At 60.6% G+C, this 16,343-nt stretch carries 15 protein-coding genes; 3 read left to right on the top strand and 12 right to left on the bottom strand.

Features of this window, described 5'->3' with window-relative positions:
- Positions 1-401: 401 nt before the first annotated feature.
- The 8 genes from HRL41_RS00855 to HRL41_RS00820 all read right to left on the bottom strand — a co-directional run bounded on the left by HRL41_RS00855 (position 402) and on the right by HRL41_RS00820 (position 8,257).
- Positions 402-950, bottom strand: a complete 549-nt coding sequence (locus tag HRL41_RS00855; RefSeq protein WP_172135089.1) for a GNAT family N-acetyltransferase — start codon at positions 948-950, stop codon at positions 402-404.
- 70 nt (positions 951-1,020) lie between these two features.
- On the bottom strand, positions 1,021-1,476 hold the full coding sequence (locus HRL41_RS00850; protein WP_172135088.1) for a hypothetical protein: 456 nt from the start codon (positions 1,474-1,476) through the stop codon (positions 1,021-1,023).
- A 273-nt stretch (positions 1,477-1,749) separates the two neighbouring features.
- Complete coding sequence (locus tag HRL41_RS00845; protein ID WP_172135087.1) at positions 1,750-3,051, bottom strand: MFS transporter; 1,302 nt, start codon at positions 3,049-3,051, stop codon at positions 1,750-1,752.
- Between the two features lie 96 nt (positions 3,052-3,147).
- Entirely contained in the window at positions 3,148-3,996 is an 849-nt protein-coding gene (locus HRL41_RS00840; RefSeq protein ID WP_172135086.1) for a DmsC/YnfH family molybdoenzyme membrane anchor subunit, read from the bottom strand.
- Complete coding sequence (locus tag HRL41_RS00835) at positions 3,975-4,574, bottom strand: 4Fe-4S dicluster domain-containing protein (RefSeq protein WP_172135085.1); 600 nt, start codon at positions 4,572-4,574, stop codon at positions 3,975-3,977. The genes HRL41_RS00840 and HRL41_RS00835 overlap by 22 nt, the downstream gene beginning before the upstream one ends.
- Positions 4,575-4,576: 2 nt before the next feature.
- Positions 4,577-6,913 (bottom strand): molybdopterin-dependent oxidoreductase, encoded by a 2,337-nt coding sequence (locus tag HRL41_RS00830; RefSeq protein ID WP_172135084.1) that lies wholly within the window; start codon positions 6,911-6,913, stop codon positions 4,577-4,579.
- Positions 6,914-7,091: 178 nt separating this feature from the next.
- On the bottom strand, positions 7,092-7,292 hold the full coding sequence (locus HRL41_RS00825) for a 4Fe-4S binding protein (protein WP_172135083.1): 201 nt from the start codon (positions 7,290-7,292) through the stop codon (positions 7,092-7,094).
- Positions 7,289-8,257 carry a LysR family transcriptional regulator gene (locus tag HRL41_RS00820; protein ID WP_172135082.1) on the bottom strand — a complete coding sequence of 323 codons (969 nt, stop codon included), beginning with the start codon at positions 8,255-8,257 and terminating at the stop codon, positions 7,289-7,291. The genes HRL41_RS00825 and HRL41_RS00820 overlap by 4 nt, the downstream gene beginning before the upstream one ends.
- Before the next feature lie 444 nt (positions 8,258-8,701).
- On the opposite strand from HRL41_RS00820, the gene HRL41_RS00815 reads away from it, so the two are divergent.
- Positions 8,702-9,439 carry a Crp/Fnr family transcriptional regulator gene (locus tag HRL41_RS00815; RefSeq protein WP_172135081.1) on the top strand — a complete coding sequence of 246 codons (738 nt, stop codon included), beginning with the start codon at positions 8,702-8,704 and terminating at the stop codon, positions 9,437-9,439.
- 11 nt (positions 9,440-9,450) lie between these two features.
- Here HRL41_RS00815 and HRL41_RS00810 read toward each other — a convergent pair whose 3' ends face one another.
- The 4 genes from HRL41_RS00810 to HRL41_RS00795 form a co-directional block, all read right to left on the bottom strand.
- A complete protein-coding gene (locus tag HRL41_RS00810) occupies positions 9,451-11,283 on the bottom strand; it encodes an NADH-ubiquinone oxidoreductase-F iron-sulfur binding region domain-containing protein (RefSeq protein WP_172135080.1) in 1,833 nt (610 codons plus the stop codon).
- Positions 11,273-11,764, bottom strand: coding sequence for an NAD(P)H-dependent oxidoreductase subunit E (locus tag HRL41_RS00805; RefSeq protein ID WP_172135079.1), 492 nt, complete (start codon positions 11,762-11,764; stop codon positions 11,273-11,275). Before HRL41_RS00805 ends, HRL41_RS00810 begins: the two co-directional genes overlap by 11 nt.
- 135 nt (positions 11,765-11,899) lie before the next feature.
- A complete protein-coding gene (locus tag HRL41_RS00800; RefSeq protein ID WP_172135078.1) occupies positions 11,900-12,649 on the bottom strand; it encodes a 4Fe-4S dicluster domain-containing protein in 750 nt (249 codons plus the stop codon).
- Positions 12,650-12,652: 3 nt separating this feature from the next.
- Complete coding sequence (locus HRL41_RS00795; RefSeq protein WP_172135077.1) at positions 12,653-15,235, bottom strand: molybdopterin-dependent oxidoreductase; 2,583 nt, start codon at positions 15,233-15,235, stop codon at positions 12,653-12,655.
- Here HRL41_RS00795 and HRL41_RS12365 point away from each other — a divergent pair.
- Positions 15,167-15,574 carry an SDR family oxidoreductase gene (locus HRL41_RS12365; protein ID WP_371808773.1) on the top strand — a complete coding sequence of 136 codons (408 nt, stop codon included), beginning with the start codon at positions 15,167-15,169 and terminating at the stop codon, positions 15,572-15,574. The genes HRL41_RS00795 and HRL41_RS12365 overlap by 69 nt on opposite strands.
- Positions 15,575-15,890: 316 nt before the next feature.
- The gene (locus HRL41_RS00785) at positions 15,891-16,313 is read left to right on the top strand and encodes a VOC family protein (protein WP_172135075.1); all 423 of its coding nucleotides are present in this window, start codon (positions 15,891-15,893) and stop codon (positions 16,311-16,313) included.
- The last annotated feature ends 30 nt before the right edge of the window (positions 16,314-16,343 follow it).

The raw sequence follows: 16,343 nt of genomic DNA, 5'->3' as shown, positions 1-16,343 counted from the left end.
AGCACACCGCCAGCGAAGAAGCCGTGGAGAATCTACCGTGCAAGGAGACCGTCGAGCTCTACAATGAATTCGGAGGCGCGAGCCCGGAGCTTTTCAGGTTTCCCGAAAAGCGAGAATGCCGCCCCGTCTGCTTTGGGGTCCTTGAGACCCCTGAAGTTCAAACCACCGATAACGGCCTCTTTTCATCCACGACCTTGAAAACCTGGCTGGAAAATGCCCGTTATCGGCGATTAGAACCCCGAAAGTCACCGACAACGGCGCTTTTGCATCCACTTTTCTCAGAGAATCGCCGATAACGACCTCGTTTCATCCAGAATCACCTGGGAGGTGGATGGAAAACGCCCGTTGTCGGTGACCAGATCGCAAATGCCCCTAACTCGATGATTATGCAGCTCAAGGCCTCACGCCGACTGCCCGTCAGCCCACCGCTCCCTGCTCAGGTAGGTTATGCGCGCGTTGCGGGTTTCGCCCATGGGCTTGCAGAGAACGCCCTGCACGTTGCGGTCGAAGACGAAGCCCAGCTTCTCCTGCACCCGCTGGGAGTTCGCGTTCCCCTCGTAGCTGCCGCACCAGACGTCGTCAAGCCCCAGGTCCTCGAACGCATGGCGAAGGAGCTCGCGAGCCGCCTCGGGAATGAGGCCGCGCCCCCAATAGGGCACCCCGATCCAGTAGCCGAGCTCGGCCTCCCCTTCCGACAGCGGAACGGTCCCGCTCTCCCCGAACAGCAGGCCTATGCTGCCGACGGGCCTGGCCGTCTCCTTCAGCACCACGGCGTAAGTCTCCTCGACGGAGAGGACGTCGCGAATGACCTCGCGGCTGTTCTCGACGCTCGTATGCGGTGGCCATCCGGCAATGGGCCCCACCGCCGGATCCTTCGCGAAGCGATAGAGATCCTCGGCGTCGCCTTCCTCCCAAGGGCGAAGGACCAGGCGCTCCGTCGTCAAAACCATCGCGCATCCTCCTCAAATCCAGAATCGAAAGCCAGGGCGAAATCCAGCAGGCCCCGCCCCGCCTCGCAGCCTACGCCAGCCGCGTCTTCTTCGTGACGGGACACACGACGTAGCCGCCGCGCTTCGCGAAGTGAATCATGAACCCGATGCCGGCAAGCGCGAGGGCGATTCCCAGCCCCGTGTAGAAGAAGGCGACGAACCACGTCGGAACCAGCCCGAAGGCGCGCATCGAGATTCCGCCGCCCATCATGACGGCCATGATGACGTATCCCTTCACGTCGAAGAACCTCAGGACGTGCGTCCTCTCCTCACCGTAGCCGCGGATGCGGTCGGAGTGCTTGCCGACGAGCTTCGAGAACATCAGGTGAAATACCAGGAAGATGAGCGGGATGCCCGCCGCCATGACCCAGGTCGGGGTGCTCCCCTCCAGGCAAGCCGAGACTCCCAGGCGAAGGATGTTCAGCCCAGCGAGAAACCACACCGCGGAAGCGATGGTCAGCAGATATTTCCCTTGAACTCTGAGCATGTCAGCCTCCCCAGAACGTGAGGTGATTATACCCCGACGGCACGCCGGTTCGACGGCACGCCAGCTCGCCCACCCAAGATCAACGATGCAGCTCCCGCCGTCCAGGGTTTTCCGCAGCCCCCGCCCGGCCAAAAGCCGCCCGCCGTTCCTCCGAGGTCATCTTGGCGCGAATACGACGCCTTTCGCGAGAAGCAATGCTCGGAAGGCAGACGACAGGGCGGGCGCCCGGCAAGGCGCCCGCCCCTCCCCTTCATGTGCCCTCAGGCGTCTTGGCTAGACGCGCTTGGGAAAGCGAACGAGGAAGCCTGCCAGCGCGCCGACGGCGCAGATGGCGGCGATGACCGCGAACATGGTCACATACGTGCCCGTCGCGTCAAACGCGATGCCGGCGATGGTGGGCACGAGCCCCGAGAGCAGCGAGAGCAGAAGCAGCACCGTGCCGATGATCTTCGGGAAGTTGGCGATGCCGAAGTAGTTGGCAAACGCCGTGGGCATGACGCTGGTGTTCCCCCCGAACCCGAGGCCCAACAGGATGTAGTACAGGTACAGCATGACCACGTCGCCCGGCTGCGCGAACGCCGCGCACAGGGCGCCGGCGGCGGTGAGGCCGGCGCAGACGCCCAGGATGCGGGCGGGCTCGATACGGTCGGCCAGAGGCGCGATGACCAGGTTCACCGCGACGGCCGCGATCCCCTGCACGGCCACGGCGCCGGCGATGACCGTGGCGTCGATGCCCAGCCCGCTGAAATGCAGCACTCCGGAAGACACGGCCATGTTCAGCGCCACGAAGATGGAGAGCGCCGCAGTCAGGATGAGCCAGAACGCCGGGGTGCGAAACGCCTGGCCCTGCGTCATGGACTGCGCGTTCTTGAACACGCCGCCCTTCTTCGCAGCTGCGCCCGCATCAGCCGGGGCGTCTCCCGCGGCGGCCGTTGCCTCCTGCAGCTGCGCGTCGGTCATCCCGTCGGGGTTCTGGCCCATGTCAGCAGGCTTGTTGCGCATGAGCAAGAACGCCACGACGAGCGACACGGCGCCCATGACGGAGATGAGGAAGAAGCCCATGGGCCAGTTCCCCGCCTCGCCTATGGCGGCGTTGGTGATGAGCGGGAACGAGAACGCGACCACGCCTCCCAGGCCCATGGTCACCGCCATGGCCAGGCCGCGCTTCATGACGAACCAGCTGCCGATGGTGGTCTGCGTCGCCACCTGGCCGCCAAGCGTGCTCGAGAAGCTGAGCAGCACGCCGAACAGCACGATGTACGCGGCGGTGGAGGCTCCGGCGAAGAGCCCGAGCAGGATGCCCGTGGCTATGATGAGGACCGAGCTGGCGAGAAACGCGTTCTTAGCCCCGTACTTCTCGACGAACTTGCCGATGAGCGGCCCGGGCAGACCCTGCATGAGGATGAACACCGTGAACCCGATGCCTATCATGGTGCGATCCATTCCCACCGTGGGGTCCAGCGCCATGACGGGAATGGTGATCTGCGCTGCGGCCAGGCCGAAGTTTCCCAGCAGGGCGTACAGCACTGCGGTTACCACCACGACCTTCCAACCATAGAACTTCTTCTCTGCCATAAGATTCCTTCTTTCGAGGAGAGTTGTCTTCAAGGGCGAGGGGAAGGGCGAAAAGGCCGCGCCGTCCCCTCGCAGAGCCCGCAGTTGCGGCGATTCCTACATGTCGAGATTCAGGTCAACTGGATACATGGGGAACATCTTCACCTTGTGAGCGCCCCTGAAGAACAGCATGGTCCAGGCGGCAATGCCGCACGCGCAGCTCAACCATGCGATGACGCACGAGATCACGGGGGCCAAGGGGATGATGAAGAGCGAGAGCAGCATGGTCAGCGGGACGGCGGCCCCCATAACGACCCATGCGATGAAGTAAGGCCGATAGGGCTCCTTCGTGGCCTCGACGTTCACCCCGTAGCCGACCGAGCGCATGCGCGCCACGTAAGCGATCTGGCACGCAACGCAGACGGCGGTCGACGCGACGGCCGCCCACACGAAGACGACGGGGACCAATCCCACCGAGACGAGCCACAGCACCACCACGCCGATGGTGCCCGCCGAGAGCGCCGTGAGCAGGAACAGCACCAGCACGAAGGGCGTGTTCCAAGCCGGACGCGAGCCCATCTGGTAGGCCAAGCCGGTGCAGACGAGGAACGCCGCGGCCAGGGCGGCGGCGACGGCGCCTGCGAGAAGGCTCGCTTCGCCCAGGTCATACAGCACGCCGTCAAGCCCGCAGGCCAAGAGGGCAGCCCCCAGAAACGGCGTGACGATCGCCTCCTGGGTGAGGTGCGACTTCGGGTTCTTGAAGGCGTTGAAGAAGCGCTTCGGGCGCTGCAGGTGGAAGACGGAGGCGACGCCCCCCACCGCCAGCAAGACCAGCGTGATCCACGCTACCACGGAGAGGCCAACGGGGGACCCCACGCAGACGAAGCCAAGGAACGCGCAGATGAACAGGCCCAAGCCCACGCGCTGGCACGTAGTTGACACGATTAGCGGCCAATGGATTTGCATAGCGTCTCAGCTCCCTTCCGAGGCAGGAGGTACACGACCGAGGGCTTGTTGCCGAACTCAGGGTGCACCCGATAGGCTCGATCCTCGTTCTGCGCGAGGACCTGGGACACCTGGCTTTCCGGATCGCCCAAGTCCCCCGCCACGCGGCATCCCGTCGTGCAGGTGTAGGCGCACAGGGGCTGCTCGCCCTTCTCCAAGCGGTGGACGCACAGGATGCACTTCTCCACGATCTTGGTATGGGGATTCAGCGTGCGAGCCTCGTAGGGGCAGGCCCAGATGCAGTACTGGCAGCCGAAGCACAAGCTCGCATCCACCAGCACGACGCCCTCGTCGGTCTGATAGGTCGCCTTCGTGGGACACACGTCGATGCAGCTGGGGTTCTCGCAGTGCATGCACTGGTTCGGGAAGTAGAACATCTCCAGCTTGTCAGGGAACTCGCCGATGGGCCCCATGCGGTAGACGCGCTCCCAGAACACGCCCAGGTCTACGTCGTTCTCCATCTTGCAGGCCACCGCGCATGCCTGGCATCCCGTGCATTTGTCAAGGTCAATGACCATTCCATAGCGTTTATCGGACATAGCTACTCACCGCCCTCCTTCTTCACGATACGGCACAGCGTACTGCGCAGGCCAGGCGTCATGAACTCGTCGTTGTAGGTGCGCGCTCCGGTGATGACGTTCACGTTGCACATGTCGTCGGGATACGCCTCCGCCCCGATCGCCGCGCAGCCCTGCCACCAGCCATGGGGGATCACGCACACGCGCGGGTCCACGCCGTCGGTCGGCCGCGCCTTCATGGTGATGCGGCCGGTCGGCGACTCGATCCACACCCATTCGCCGTACTCGACACCCAGCTCGCGGGCGACGGAGGTATGGAACATGACCTGGGGCTCGGGCACGATCTCCCGCAGGTGCGGAATGCCGCGGTAGGCGGAGTGGTAGTACACCGGATAGCGTCGGCCGGTCACGCCGATCAGCGGGTACTCCTTGGCGACCTCAGGCGTGGCATACGGGCTCTCCTTCGGCTCGCTTGCCTTCGGGAAGGGGCCCGCCCCCACGGCCAGCTCAGCCACGCAGTACAGCTCAGCACGGCCCGACGGCGTGGCGAAGCCGTTCTCCTCGAAATGGCGCGACGGCATCATGGGCAGATGATGGATCCACTGCTCCTTGAGCGCATCCCAGGTGATGCCCGCGTGCGTCTGCTCAAGCTGCCAGTCGAACAGCTCCTCGTCAGTCTCCCACGGCCACCACTCGGGATTCAGCCGATGCCCCAGCGTGCGGAAGAACCACACGTCGCTTTTGCGCTCGTAAAGCGGCTCCACGGCCTTCTGCTGGGCGAACACCCACTCGCTGCACACCTCGTCGGCCAGGTAGTCGCGCTCGGTCCAGTGCGTGGAGGGCAGGACCAGGTCAGCCAGCTCGCAGGTAGGCGACATGTAGTAGTCCATGCACACGAGCAGATCCAGGCTCATGAGGGCGCGGCGAACGAACTTCGTGTCCTCCGACCAGGAGAGCGGGTTGCCTTGGACCATGATGTACCCGCGCACGGGATACGGCTCGTCGGTCAGCATGGCGTTGAAGATCATGTTGGTGTTGCCCGAGCCGTTCAGGTACCCCGGCGCCCGCTCGTCAACCATGCGGAGCTCGACCGCCGTCTCGGGGCTGGGGCCGGACAGCGCGAACATCTGGTTCCAGAAGGGCATGCTCAGGTTTCCGCCCTTCTTCTCCAAGTTGCCGCAGATGGCTATGATCATGAGGATCAGCTGGATGGTGTCGCGGCAGTTGGTCTGCTCCTCCACGCCCTGGAACACGTTGATGGTGGCAGCAGGCGCGTTGGCGTAGGTGCGCGCGGACTCGCGAATGACGTCAGCCGGCACCCAGCTCATCTCGCTCGCCCGCTCGGGCGTCCACTCGGCGACCAGGTCCTTGAGAGCCGCCCAGACGGTCTTCACCGGCACTTCGCTTCCGTCGGCAAGCGTCACCATGCCGCGGTACTCCATGTCCTCGTCAACGCCCTTGACATGGGTGTCCACCAGCTGCCCGCTGGCCCTGTCGAACACGAGCATGCTCTGGGGATTGCCCTCAGGGTCGATGAGCTGGCCGTTGAGGGGCACGTCCGGCCCGTCGATGAGCAGCATGGGGGCGTTGGTGTGCTTCCGGGTGAACTCGTGGTCGTACAGGTCCTCGCTGATGATCACGTTGAGCCACGCCATGGCGACATAGGTGTCCGCCCCCGGGCGCACGCCAAGGAAGTGGTCGGCTTTCGCAGCCAGCGGGTGCTCGAAGAACGGGTCGATGACGATGAGCTTGGCGCCGCGGTCGCGCGAGCGGCCGATCTGCCCCGAGCTGTAGGTGGCCTCGGTCCACACCGAGTTGGCTCCCCAGAACACGATGCAGTCGGCGTGGTCGAAGTCGCAGCCGTCGAAGATGGGGAAGCACCCCAGCTGCACGATGGACTGCACCATCATGGGCACCAGGCAGATGTTGCCCGGGGCCAGGCTGTGGTGCACGCGCCCGCCCGCATTGCCCATGCGGGCCGTCCACTGGTTCGTGCCGCGGCCGGTGCCCTGGCCGAAGGCTATCGCCTCGGCGCCGTGCTCGTCGGTGATGGCGCGGATGCGCCCCTCCAGCCAGTCAAGCGCCTCGTCCCAGGTGATCCGCTCCCAGTCTCCTGCGCCGCGCTCGCCCTTGCGCCTCAGCGGCCAGCGCAAGCGCTCCGGATCGTAGAGAATCTTCTTCGCCGACAGGCCTTTGCTGCACAGCCTCCCCTCGCTTCGCGGGTCTTCGGGGTTGCCCTTCACGCTCACAAGCTCCCCGTCCTTGTTCACCTCGCACAGGACCCCGCATTTGGCATGGCATTCGAAGCAGTTGGTCTTCACCAGTTTGCCCCCGTCGGGCAATGGGATTACCGAGCCCATCCGTCCTCCTCTCGTCGAAATGCCCTTGACGAGCATTATCGAGGGGACGAGAATCGGCGACAAACAACGAGCAGCGGTTGGCCCCACAAGGAAATGTTGTATGGGATGGCCTCGGCAGACGCAGGCGAGCCTGAGACCGCGCGCTGCGCGCCAGGCAAAGCCGCCCTTAGAGGAATTCCTAGCGGAAGAGGCCGCGCCTCTTCACGATCGCCCGCAGCTTGCACGCCTGGACGCACGCGCCGCAGCGATCGCAGAGCGCCTGGTCTATCTCGAAGCTCCGATCCGCGTTCCGAAGGACCGCGCCGGCGGGGCACGCCTTCGCGCACGACCCGCACGCGCGGCATATCCCCTGGTCGATTACGTAGCGAAACGCCTTCACGAATTCTCCTCCCCACCTGACGCGTCCGCCGCGAGCGCCGACGCCGTCCCGTGACGCTCGAGGTAGGTTGAGCAGGACAGGCTCAGATACTGCCGCATGAACCGAGCGAAGCGCGCCGCCGGCCCGCTTTCGTCGGCAACTCCCAGCATCCCCACCCGGAACAGGACCTCCGGGCGAATGGGCCGCACCACGGTGTTGGGATCCGGACGGTCGAGGAACGTCGAGAGCGAGTCGGTGAACGTTATCATCTCGCCGGAAGCAACGGCTCGCCCGATCATGGCGAGGTTAGACGTCAGCAGCTGGATGTTGGGGTGGCCTCCCGCCATGATGTGGGTGAGGATGCGCATGAGGAACTCCTCGCAATAGCAGGCAATCGGCATGGAGCCCAGGTCTTCGGGCGTCGCGCACCCCCGGCTGGCGAGGGGGTGGGAGGCAGCGCACGCCACCATGAGCTCGCACTCCACCAACGGGCTGAAATCGTCCACCACCCGCCGGTCGATGCCCTCCGCAAACGAGGGAAGCGCCACCAGGAACAACGCGCCCGATTCGTCTTGGGCGTACATGCGGGCGATCTCGAGCAGGCTCTGCTCCACGATGCGCAGCCGAGGACCGACCGCCATGGAGTCGTACTCGGAGAACATCGCATCCAGGCGGTTGGTGACGAAGGGCATGGACACGACGGTGAGCTGCTCGCCCTCCCACCTCTGGTCCCCCAGCGCCGCCGCCACCTGCACCCGTCGATAGGCGTCGAGGAGAGCTTGGACCTCCTTGGCAATGGCCTGGCCCGCGCCCGTAAGCTGAAGCCCCGTCGGCGTGCGGTCGAACAGCGCAACCTCCAGCTCCGCCTCAAGGCCCTTGATGGCGGCCGAGGCGCCTTGCTGGGAGATGTAATGCTGGCGAGCCGCATGGGAGATGGACCGATACTGGGCTACGGAAAGAAACAACGCCAACGTCTCAACGCGCATGGACACCCCTCCATAAGCTCGCGGACCAGGAAAGCCGAGTTGCCGGAAAACGAGAACCTCCACGGCGATGAATCAAGACAAACGGAAGTCACTTGAGCAGTCTAGCACGGTTGCGATGCGCGCATCAAAGAGGATGGGCTGATCGTGGAATTGCCTGGGCAGGCCAGCGCATGGCGGGCGCGGAGGGCGAGGCGAGGTGAGGCGCTTCCGGCGAACCCGTCGCGGAGTTGCCGATGCCGCCTTGCGCCGCGTCAGAGCCAAACCACCTGCCTATCACGCATGTTCCACAGTCGGTCCTTTGAGCGGCTGCTTCGACCTAGCGCTAATAACGGCATTATTCCGACTCGTATCGAATCGGAGCAACTCAACATTGTGTGCATCACCACAATTACAATACCTACATCCGTATAGGCTGAATCAAGCCAATAAAGAGTGGGGGCGGCGATGGAAGATCACAATGGATCTTTTTGTCCGATTTTATTCAAGTGTCACTTGGCTGACCTATGCCTTAGCGATCAGAAGGCGAATACGTCCTGCAGCAAAATCATCCATGTCAAGCGCGGCGACTTTCTCTACCGTGACTCGTCCGACCGCAAAAACACCTATGTCATATTAAGTGGCCTACTGGCTATGTCAACCATCGAGAAAGACGGCAAGAACGTCACGATGGGCATATTTGGTCGGGGATGTGCGCTTGGAGAGACTGAGCCTTTCGCTCAAAATCACCATGCGGAGTATCTCCTGACGGCTTACACGCCATGCGACATATGCAAGATCCCCGCCGCAAGGATCCTTAAAGCAGCGCAGGAAAACCCTCAGTTCACGATAAGCCTGATCAACTCCACCAATTTCAACTACAACGTCATGAACAGGCAGATCTGGATGCTCTCGACAACGTCTCTCAAGGAGAGAATCCACCGCTTGTTCCTCAACATCGCCTGGCTGTGCCCTCAGACTGACGAGGGTTTCCTCGTCGAGCTCACGCATAATGACATCGCGCAGCTGATCAATTCCGAACGCACGTCGGTAACACACGCCCTCAAAAAACTCGAGAAGGACGGCCGAATCAAACTGCGCTATCGTGCGGTGGTGCTTTCCCCCGACTACCATGACGCAAAGCGTCACAACGACCTGGTTCCCTACCCCACCTGGCTGTTTCCCAACACAGGCCCAGAAGAGTAGTATCGCGGCAATCATCGACCAATAATGACAACCGCGTTGTAGGGGCACACGTCAATGCACGTAAAGCACTTAAGGCACAGGTCTTGATCTATGGTTCCGGGCTTTCCGAATCTACCTTTGATCGCCGTACCCGGGCATGTCTGCAGACAGCATCGTTCGCCTTGGCATTTCGCCTTGTCGATCTCCAACCGAATGAGGTCTCGACATGCACGGCCTCTGCAAAGCCCTGCCCCATGCTCGACGAACTCGTCTTCAAAGTACACCAAAGCGGAAGCAATGGGTCTAATAGAGAACTTGCCCAGATTGCAAAGAGATCCCTTTTCTATACGCTGAATCAAGGTCGCAACTTCAGACAAAGCATCCGCAGCGATGCTTCCTTCTGTCAGCTTTTCGAGAAGGGCGGCACACTCGCGCAAGCCGTCCCTGCATGCCAAGCAGCGGCCGCACGAAGCTTTTGCGGAAAAGTCTGCAAGGTATCGGGTTAGCTCGACCATGCATCGATCTTCTCCAAGCACGACGAGCCCGCCCGATCCCATGACGGCGCCGGCCTCGGCAAGGCTCTCATACTCGAGTAGCACGTCGAGCTTCCAATTGGGCAGGAAGGCACCCGAAGGACCTCCGATTTGAACCGCCTTTACGTTTTCCGCTCGGCCTATTTCGTCTACGACGCGAGAGACGGGCGTACCGAGCTCTACCTCGACCAAACCAACACGCATGGCGTCTCCCGTGAGAGAAAACACTTTAGTTCCCGAATTACCCCAAGCGCCAATCGACGAAAACCACTCGGCGCCCCGCAGGAACACAAGCGAAACATTCGCGAAAGTTTCGACATTTCCCACCAAGGTGGGAAGCCCCCAGAGACCTTGCTCCGAAGGGTATGGCGGACGCTTGCGCGGACGGGGCACGCGACCCTCGATGGCTGCGATGAGGGATGTCTCCTCGCCACACACGTAGGAACCTGCGCTTTGAATGATGCCTATGCGCAAGGATCTTCCCGACCCCAGCACGTCATCACCCAAAAGCCCTGCGTTTTCGAGAGCAGAAACCGCCTTGCGCAAGATCGAGCATGCGAGTGGGTATTCCTTGCGAATAAAAACGTATGCTTGGCTTGCGCCCAGCGCAACGAGGGCGAGCATGGCTCCCTCGAGAACGCGAAAAGGGAGGCTTTCCAGCAGGTTGCGGTCCATGTAGGCACCGGGATCGCCCTCATCAGCATTGACGATGACCACAGGGCTTTCCCCTCGCCTTGCGCTCGCCTCGGCAACTGCGCGCCATTTCGCTCCCGTGGAAAAGCCTGCGCCGCCACGACCGCGCAAGTCCGATCGCTCAAGCTCCCCGATGAGGGCGGTTGGGTCTTTCTTGAGCAGAGCCCTCTCAAAGGCGGCGAATCCCCCGATGGCGCAGTACTGCGGCAACGATAGCGGGTCGACCTTTCCGCAGTCGGCAAGGAGAACGCGTGTTTGATAGGCGTCGATGTCGGAATAATCAAGGACGCAAGACGAGAGACCCTTGCTCACCTTTTCAATACTCAGCTCCGAGCCCTTGCAGGCTTGCAGGTTCGCCGCAAGCCTCTTTGCCTTGAACGGCGTCATCGAGCCCAACAAAACGGAGGATCCCTTTGCCATGTGCACTTCGACAAGGGGCTCAGCCCAGCATGTTCCGCGGCAACCCACCTCGTCAAGCCTCACATCCTCGCATGCATCGAGGGCTTCCGAAAAAGCTTGGCAGACAGCTTGCGAACCGGCGGCGATGCCGCATGTACCCATACCGACAGCAACGCGCGGGTATGACTCCAGCTGCCGCGAGCCCTTTTTCTCCAGCTCTTCGACAATCCTAAGCTCCATCACGCCCCACCGCCTTCTCCACGATGTCGCCTACGCGCGACACCCTCACCCTGCCAAAAGACTCCTCTCCCATGACTACGACGGGGGCGGAAGAGCATGATCCAACGCAGTGTACTCGCTTGAGGCTGATACGTCCATCAGGAGTCGTTTCCCCTTCGGGAATCCCGAGAATAGATTCGAACTTGCGCAGAAGTCGGTCTGATCCGCAAGCGTGGCAGGCCGTACCGTCACACACCTCGATAACACACTCCCCCAATTTCGAAAGCGAGTACACATCGAAAAACCGAACGAAGTCCTCAATCTCGCCAAAATCAGAACCCATTATTTGGGCCAGTTCTTCAATGGCCTCTGCAGGAATGTAACGATGGCGTTCCTGCAAGGTGTTTAGAATGAAGAAGAGTCTTCCCGCTGGATCGCAATGCTCTTCCCAAAGCGTTACAACCTCGGCGGCAAAGGACTGTTTGAGTTTTGGTACGACCATGCTGCAAGCTCCTCAATAACCATGCGACGCCCCGCGAAGGCAGGGCGTCGCATCAGGTGAGCACCCCGGCTCACGCCAAGAGCCTTGGGCTATAAGCTCACGTCGAGGTTCAATAAGGCGTAAAGCTCGTCAATCCTAACCCTCTTCGTTCTTCGAACGAGCCAGCGTCTCCGTCACGGTGGAGGCCTTCATCACCAGCTTGCTGTAACCAACGAGGCCCTCATAAACCTCGGTCGCATCCTCGGCGCAGTCAAAAACCGGATCAAGGTATTCGCCGCGGTTTGCCAACAGCCCGAGCGCACGGTCGGCATCGTAGGGAACGACCTGCTTGTGCTCATGCATGGGTTTAAACACAGCAGCTGGCTTTACTGCGTCGCCAGAGGGCATATCCTCAAGAGCGCGGCAGTCGCCGTAACGCTCGATCATCTCCTCGAGAGGACCGAAGTCAAGGGCGCGCTGCGGGCAGGAGGAGACGCAAATGGGAAGCTCGCCAATCTCCAGCTTGTCATAGCACATGGTGCACTTCTGCATGGGGGTGCCAGGCGCATCGTCCTCATAAGCGGGAGCTCCATAAGGGCAGGCCTTCCAACAGTTACGATCACCTTCGCAAAGGTCGGGATCCACTAAAACCGCACCGTACTTGTCCTCTTTAAAGATGGCCTTGTGCTCGCAGGCATCGGCGCACACCGGCACCTCACAGTGGTAGCACGTAGCGAACAGAACGTGCATGCGCAGGTTCGGGAAAGCGCCCTTCTCCCACTGCATCATGCGAAGAAACTTGACAGGGCTGCCACCCTTGATGTCGTTCCAATCGCGGCAGGCGATCGCGCACGCATGGCAATTAGTGCAGCGACTCTGGTCGAAGAAGAATCCATACTGGGTCATAGTTTACTCCCCTCCCTGGATAAACTGGCTGGCGTTGGCGATGAGGGCTGCAGGAGCAAGCTTCTCGACCTGGACGAGGGCGTTGCACAGGATGGAGCCTTTCACATCACCATAATGGTCGTCGGAGATCAGAAAATTACAGTCTCCGCGCGTATCGATTCCGTCGGGCATGAGCTCAGTTTTGATGCCGTTCGGCTCGTACCAACGGCCAAAGGGCAGAACGGTTACGCCTGGGGTCACACGGGACGTGACGTAAGCAGTAACCTGGACCTCGCCGCAATCACTGTGCACGCGCACAGGATCGCCATCTTTAATGCCGCGGGACTTAGCGTCTGCGACTGACAACCATATGGATGCACGATGCTCGTCTCTCACCCAGTCGCTATGGTCGAAAGCGGTGTGCTGACGATAGGGAGAGTGCGGGGTAATCATGTACAGCGGGAACTGCTTCGTGCGCGGGGACTGCATACCCTGTGGCGACTTGCGGTAGAACGGCAGTGCCTTGATGTCGTTGCAGCCGAGCTGGCGCTGGGATGCGCCGATCTTTGCTTTGCGCATATCATGATCGGCGATGAACTCGTTGTAGTACTCGATCTTGCCCGACCTGGTGTTGAAGGGCTTGCCGTTCTGGATGTGGTCCATGCCGTATACGAAGTAGTCGTCCATGGGCCAGCGGAAAATCTGCTCATCCTGAGCCATGAACTCTTCCCAAGACGGTGCGTTCTTGGCATTGGGGCTGTATCCGCACCATGCCTCATATGCAATACGACTTGCATCCTTGATGATGTACTCTTCAAGCTCGTCGTTGTCCATGTCCTTGATGTTGGGGCAGAACTCATCGGCGATGCCGAGACGGACAGCAATCTCCTTGACGATCCACCAGGTGTAGCGGGTGTTCTCGGGAGCCTTACTCCTGCCGTCGCCCAAGATGAAGTGATTGTGGGTACCGGGGTTGATGCCGTTGCAGAGGCTGAGGTTGTACACAAGGCTGTTCCACGGGGACTCCATGGAGGAGCTGGTCTGCGGCAACACGATGTCAGCATAGCAGCAGGTGGCATTCTTCAGATTCCAGTGCATGTACACGAAATAATCGACCTGTTTGAGTGCTTCGAGGCGCTCGTTGACACCGTACCAGCCAGCAGCAAGATTGCGATTTGACGGAATGTCGCAAATCATGTGAATGTTGGGCATAGGGCCAGTGGCAGAGCAACCGATTTCGTAGCAGTACTCTTCCTTGGTGATCTCGCCAGCTTCCATCTTCGGGTGAAGCAGGACGGCCTTGTTATAGGCCTCGGCCTCCATGCAGATGGTCTCGCCGTAGGGGCCGGTACCGTTTGCCACGTACATCAACGAATAGGGAGCATGAGTACCCTTGCGACGGCCGAAGCCAGTGCCGTTACCCGCGCAACCCTTCTTGCCGAAATTGCCACAAATCGTCTGCAAGACGTTGAACGCACGTGCCGTGTCCTTTCCGTAGATGGCACGGGTGGCTGCCCAAATCATGCGAATGTATACAGGGCCTTCCTGGCTGGTCTTGCCATAAAGGCGAGCAAGCTCGCGAATAGTCTCAGCGGGAATGCCGCAGATCTGCTCGGCCCATTCGGGGGTCTTCGGCTCTTCCATGGAAGCCATGCCCTGGCAATACCACTCGGGCTCGTTCCCCATGATCATGTCGACGTACTTGCGGTAGCCCTCAGGCTCAACGAACTTCTCGATGAACTCATGATCAACGAGATCTTCCTCGATGAGAACATAGGTCATTGCAAAGATGAGCGCGATGTCGGTACCCGGCTTGATTGGAATCCACTGGGTCGCAATAGCCTGAGCGGTCCAGGAAAAACGCGGGTCGATGTAGATGATGGGGATGCCCTTCTCCTTCGCAAGCAGTTGGTAGTAGGTGCGCTCGGTGAAGTTATTGGCGGTATCCAGACCGAACAGGATCATCAGCTTGGAATCGAAAAAAGTCTGCACCTCGGCGATGCCGTCAACTTGGTCGATCCAGTCAGCGCTGTGGCCGTACATGATGTCATCGGCGAAGTTTGTAGACTCGTAGGAGTCCTCGCCCCAACACGCAACGGAGCCACCGGGAAGCCAGCTTCCCCACGGGTCCCAGGACTTGCCCATCATGCCGTCGCAATAAACGGAAAGAGGGCCGTACTTCTCGCGAGTCTCAGAGTACATACGCGCAATCTCATCGAGAGCCTCATCCCAGCTGATCGGCTCGAAGGTAGCGCCAGGACCTTTGGGCCCGACGCGACGCATTGGCTGCGTGATGCGGGTCGGGGACTCGACGTCGGAGCGAATCAGGCGGCCACGCGTGCAGGCACGCTTCTGATACATGCCCTTCACGAAATCGTCGAAGTCGCAGTACTCGTCCTCGCGACCACAGTTGGGATGAATGGAGTTGTCGGTCTCAACGGCGTTGACCTTGCCGTCTTTGCCGACATGTCCCTTGAGCAGGCAAACGTCCCAGCAGCCGTTCTTCGAGCATACGCCGGTGAAGATCTCGTCTTCAGCATGACGCTCGACGATTTTGGCTGTTACGCGCTCGAGCTGGCCCTCTTCAGGAGCCCATTTGTTCGTCATATTCTCCTCCTGCCATTTCCTGCCTCTCGTTCTCGCGGAGAACCTGGCATCAGTGCCCATGCCAGTTCGTCCGTTGCAAAGGAATATACTTGCCGTCCGATCGATGAACTGTGGTCGGTCACACCATTCGAAGGATTAATCCCCTGCGGCCAAAGCCGAACGAAACTGCGCTATTCTATGGAGTCGGCCTTCCAAAAAACGGCTTGCAGCCAGATCCCTATGGGCCGACTTTCCAACGCGGAAGAGAACGCTCGCATGACCCTCTTCCTGCTGTCCGACGAGCATCCCTTCGCTACGGGCCAGGCTTACGTCACGGGCGGCGGCTTCCTTTCGGTCTAAAGAATCCTCGGAAACTGTGAGATCCCGCTCCTGCGACGCGAGCGCATCGTGTCCGATAGCCACGCTCCCGGAGATCAGCTCCTCACCGACAAACACGGCAGGCGAGCAACATCACGCGAATTGCGGCCCATCTGGACCATCGGCGGAGTCGCCTAGAATGCGGACACGCAATTGCGCTTAACACCACAATTGAGATCTCCGACGTTTGGTTAAATGATGGCGATCGCCAAGCTGACCCGCACTCCACCAAAGCTAGCGCAGCATGACGGTCGCAATAAGCCGCGTACACGCGAGAAAATAGAGAGAGGAGAAATGCATGGCAGCATACACCGGACATACCTCAATTTGCGTCATCGACATGGACCGATCAATTGACTTCTACTGCAACGTCTTGGGACTTCGCGTTTCCAAGGACTTCGGAGTGATTCCCGCGAAAAGCCTCACCCGCGACGAGGAGTCAAAGATGCGCATCGTGCTTCTGGCCGCAGAAGACGGCCTTGAGTGCGTCGAGCTGTTCCAGTTCTTCAACATTGAACAGCGCAGGATGGAGGGCAAGGTCAAGCACGAAGACTTCTGGTCGAGCCACGTCGCTCTTCTTTACGACAACATTGACGAGGCATATCAGAAGGTCGTCGATGCTGGTACTGAGATCGATATCCCCCTGTGCGGTTCGAGCGGATATCGCTTCTCCTACGTCTTCGATCCCGACGGATACATGGTCGAGCTCATCGAAAAGTAACCAACGTGGCTCGATGATCACCTAGACAAA

This window comes from Adlercreutzia sp. ZJ473, assembly GCF_013185065.1.
In the GTDB taxonomy this organism is placed as follows: Bacteria; Actinomycetota; Coriobacteriia; order Coriobacteriales; family Eggerthellaceae; genus CAAEEV01.
Note: the sequence above shows the minus strand (reverse complement) of the source record. Positions and strands in the feature narration are given on the sequence as shown.

Excerpts from the sequence above, each read along its gene's own strand:
- HRL41_RS00850 (WP_172135088.1), bottom strand. The coding sequence starts at position 1,476 with ATGCTCAGAGTTCAAGGGAAATATCTGCTGACCATCGCTTCCGCGGTG.
- HRL41_RS00820 (WP_172135082.1), bottom strand. The coding sequence starts at position 8,257 with ATGCGCGTTGAGACGTTGGCGTTGTTTCTTTCCGTAGCCCAGTATCGG.
- HRL41_RS12365 (WP_371808773.1), top strand. The coding sequence starts at position 15,167 with ATGACGCTCGACGATTTTGGCTGTTACGCGCTCGAGCTGGCCCTCTTC.
- HRL41_RS00835 (WP_172135085.1), bottom strand. The coding sequence starts at position 4,574 with ATGTCCGATAAACGCTATGGAATGGTCATTGACCTTGACAAATGCACG.
- HRL41_RS00810 (WP_172135080.1), bottom strand. The coding sequence starts at position 11,283 with ATGGAGCTTAGGATTGTCGAAGAGCTGGAGAAAAAGGGCTCGCGGCAG.
- HRL41_RS00830 (WP_172135084.1), bottom strand. The coding sequence starts at position 6,913 with ATGGGCTCGGTAATCCCATTGCCCGACGGGGGCAAACTGGTGAAGACC.
- HRL41_RS00840 (WP_172135086.1), bottom strand. The coding sequence starts at position 3,996 with ATGCAAATCCATTGGCCGCTAATCGTGTCAACTACGTGCCAGCGCGTG.
- HRL41_RS00855 (WP_172135089.1), bottom strand. The coding sequence starts at position 950 with ATGGTTTTGACGACGGAGCGCCTGGTCCTTCGCCCTTGGGAGGAAGGC.
- HRL41_RS00845 (WP_172135087.1), bottom strand. The coding sequence starts at position 3,051 with ATGGCAGAGAAGAAGTTCTATGGTTGGAAGGTCGTGGTGGTAACCGCA.
- HRL41_RS00815 (WP_172135081.1), top strand. The coding sequence starts at position 8,702 with ATGGAAGATCACAATGGATCTTTTTGTCCGATTTTATTCAAGTGTCAC.
- HRL41_RS00795 (WP_172135077.1), bottom strand. The coding sequence starts at position 15,235 with ATGACGAACAAATGGGCTCCTGAAGAGGGCCAGCTCGAGCGCGTAACA.
- HRL41_RS00785 (WP_172135075.1), top strand. The coding sequence starts at position 15,891 with ATGGCAGCATACACCGGACATACCTCAATTTGCGTCATCGACATGGAC.
- HRL41_RS00800 (WP_172135078.1), bottom strand. The coding sequence starts at position 12,649 with ATGACCCAGTATGGATTCTTCTTCGACCAGAGTCGCTGCACTAATTGC.
- HRL41_RS00805 (WP_172135079.1), bottom strand. The coding sequence starts at position 11,764 with ATGGTCGTACCAAAACTCAAACAGTCCTTTGCCGCCGAGGTTGTAACG.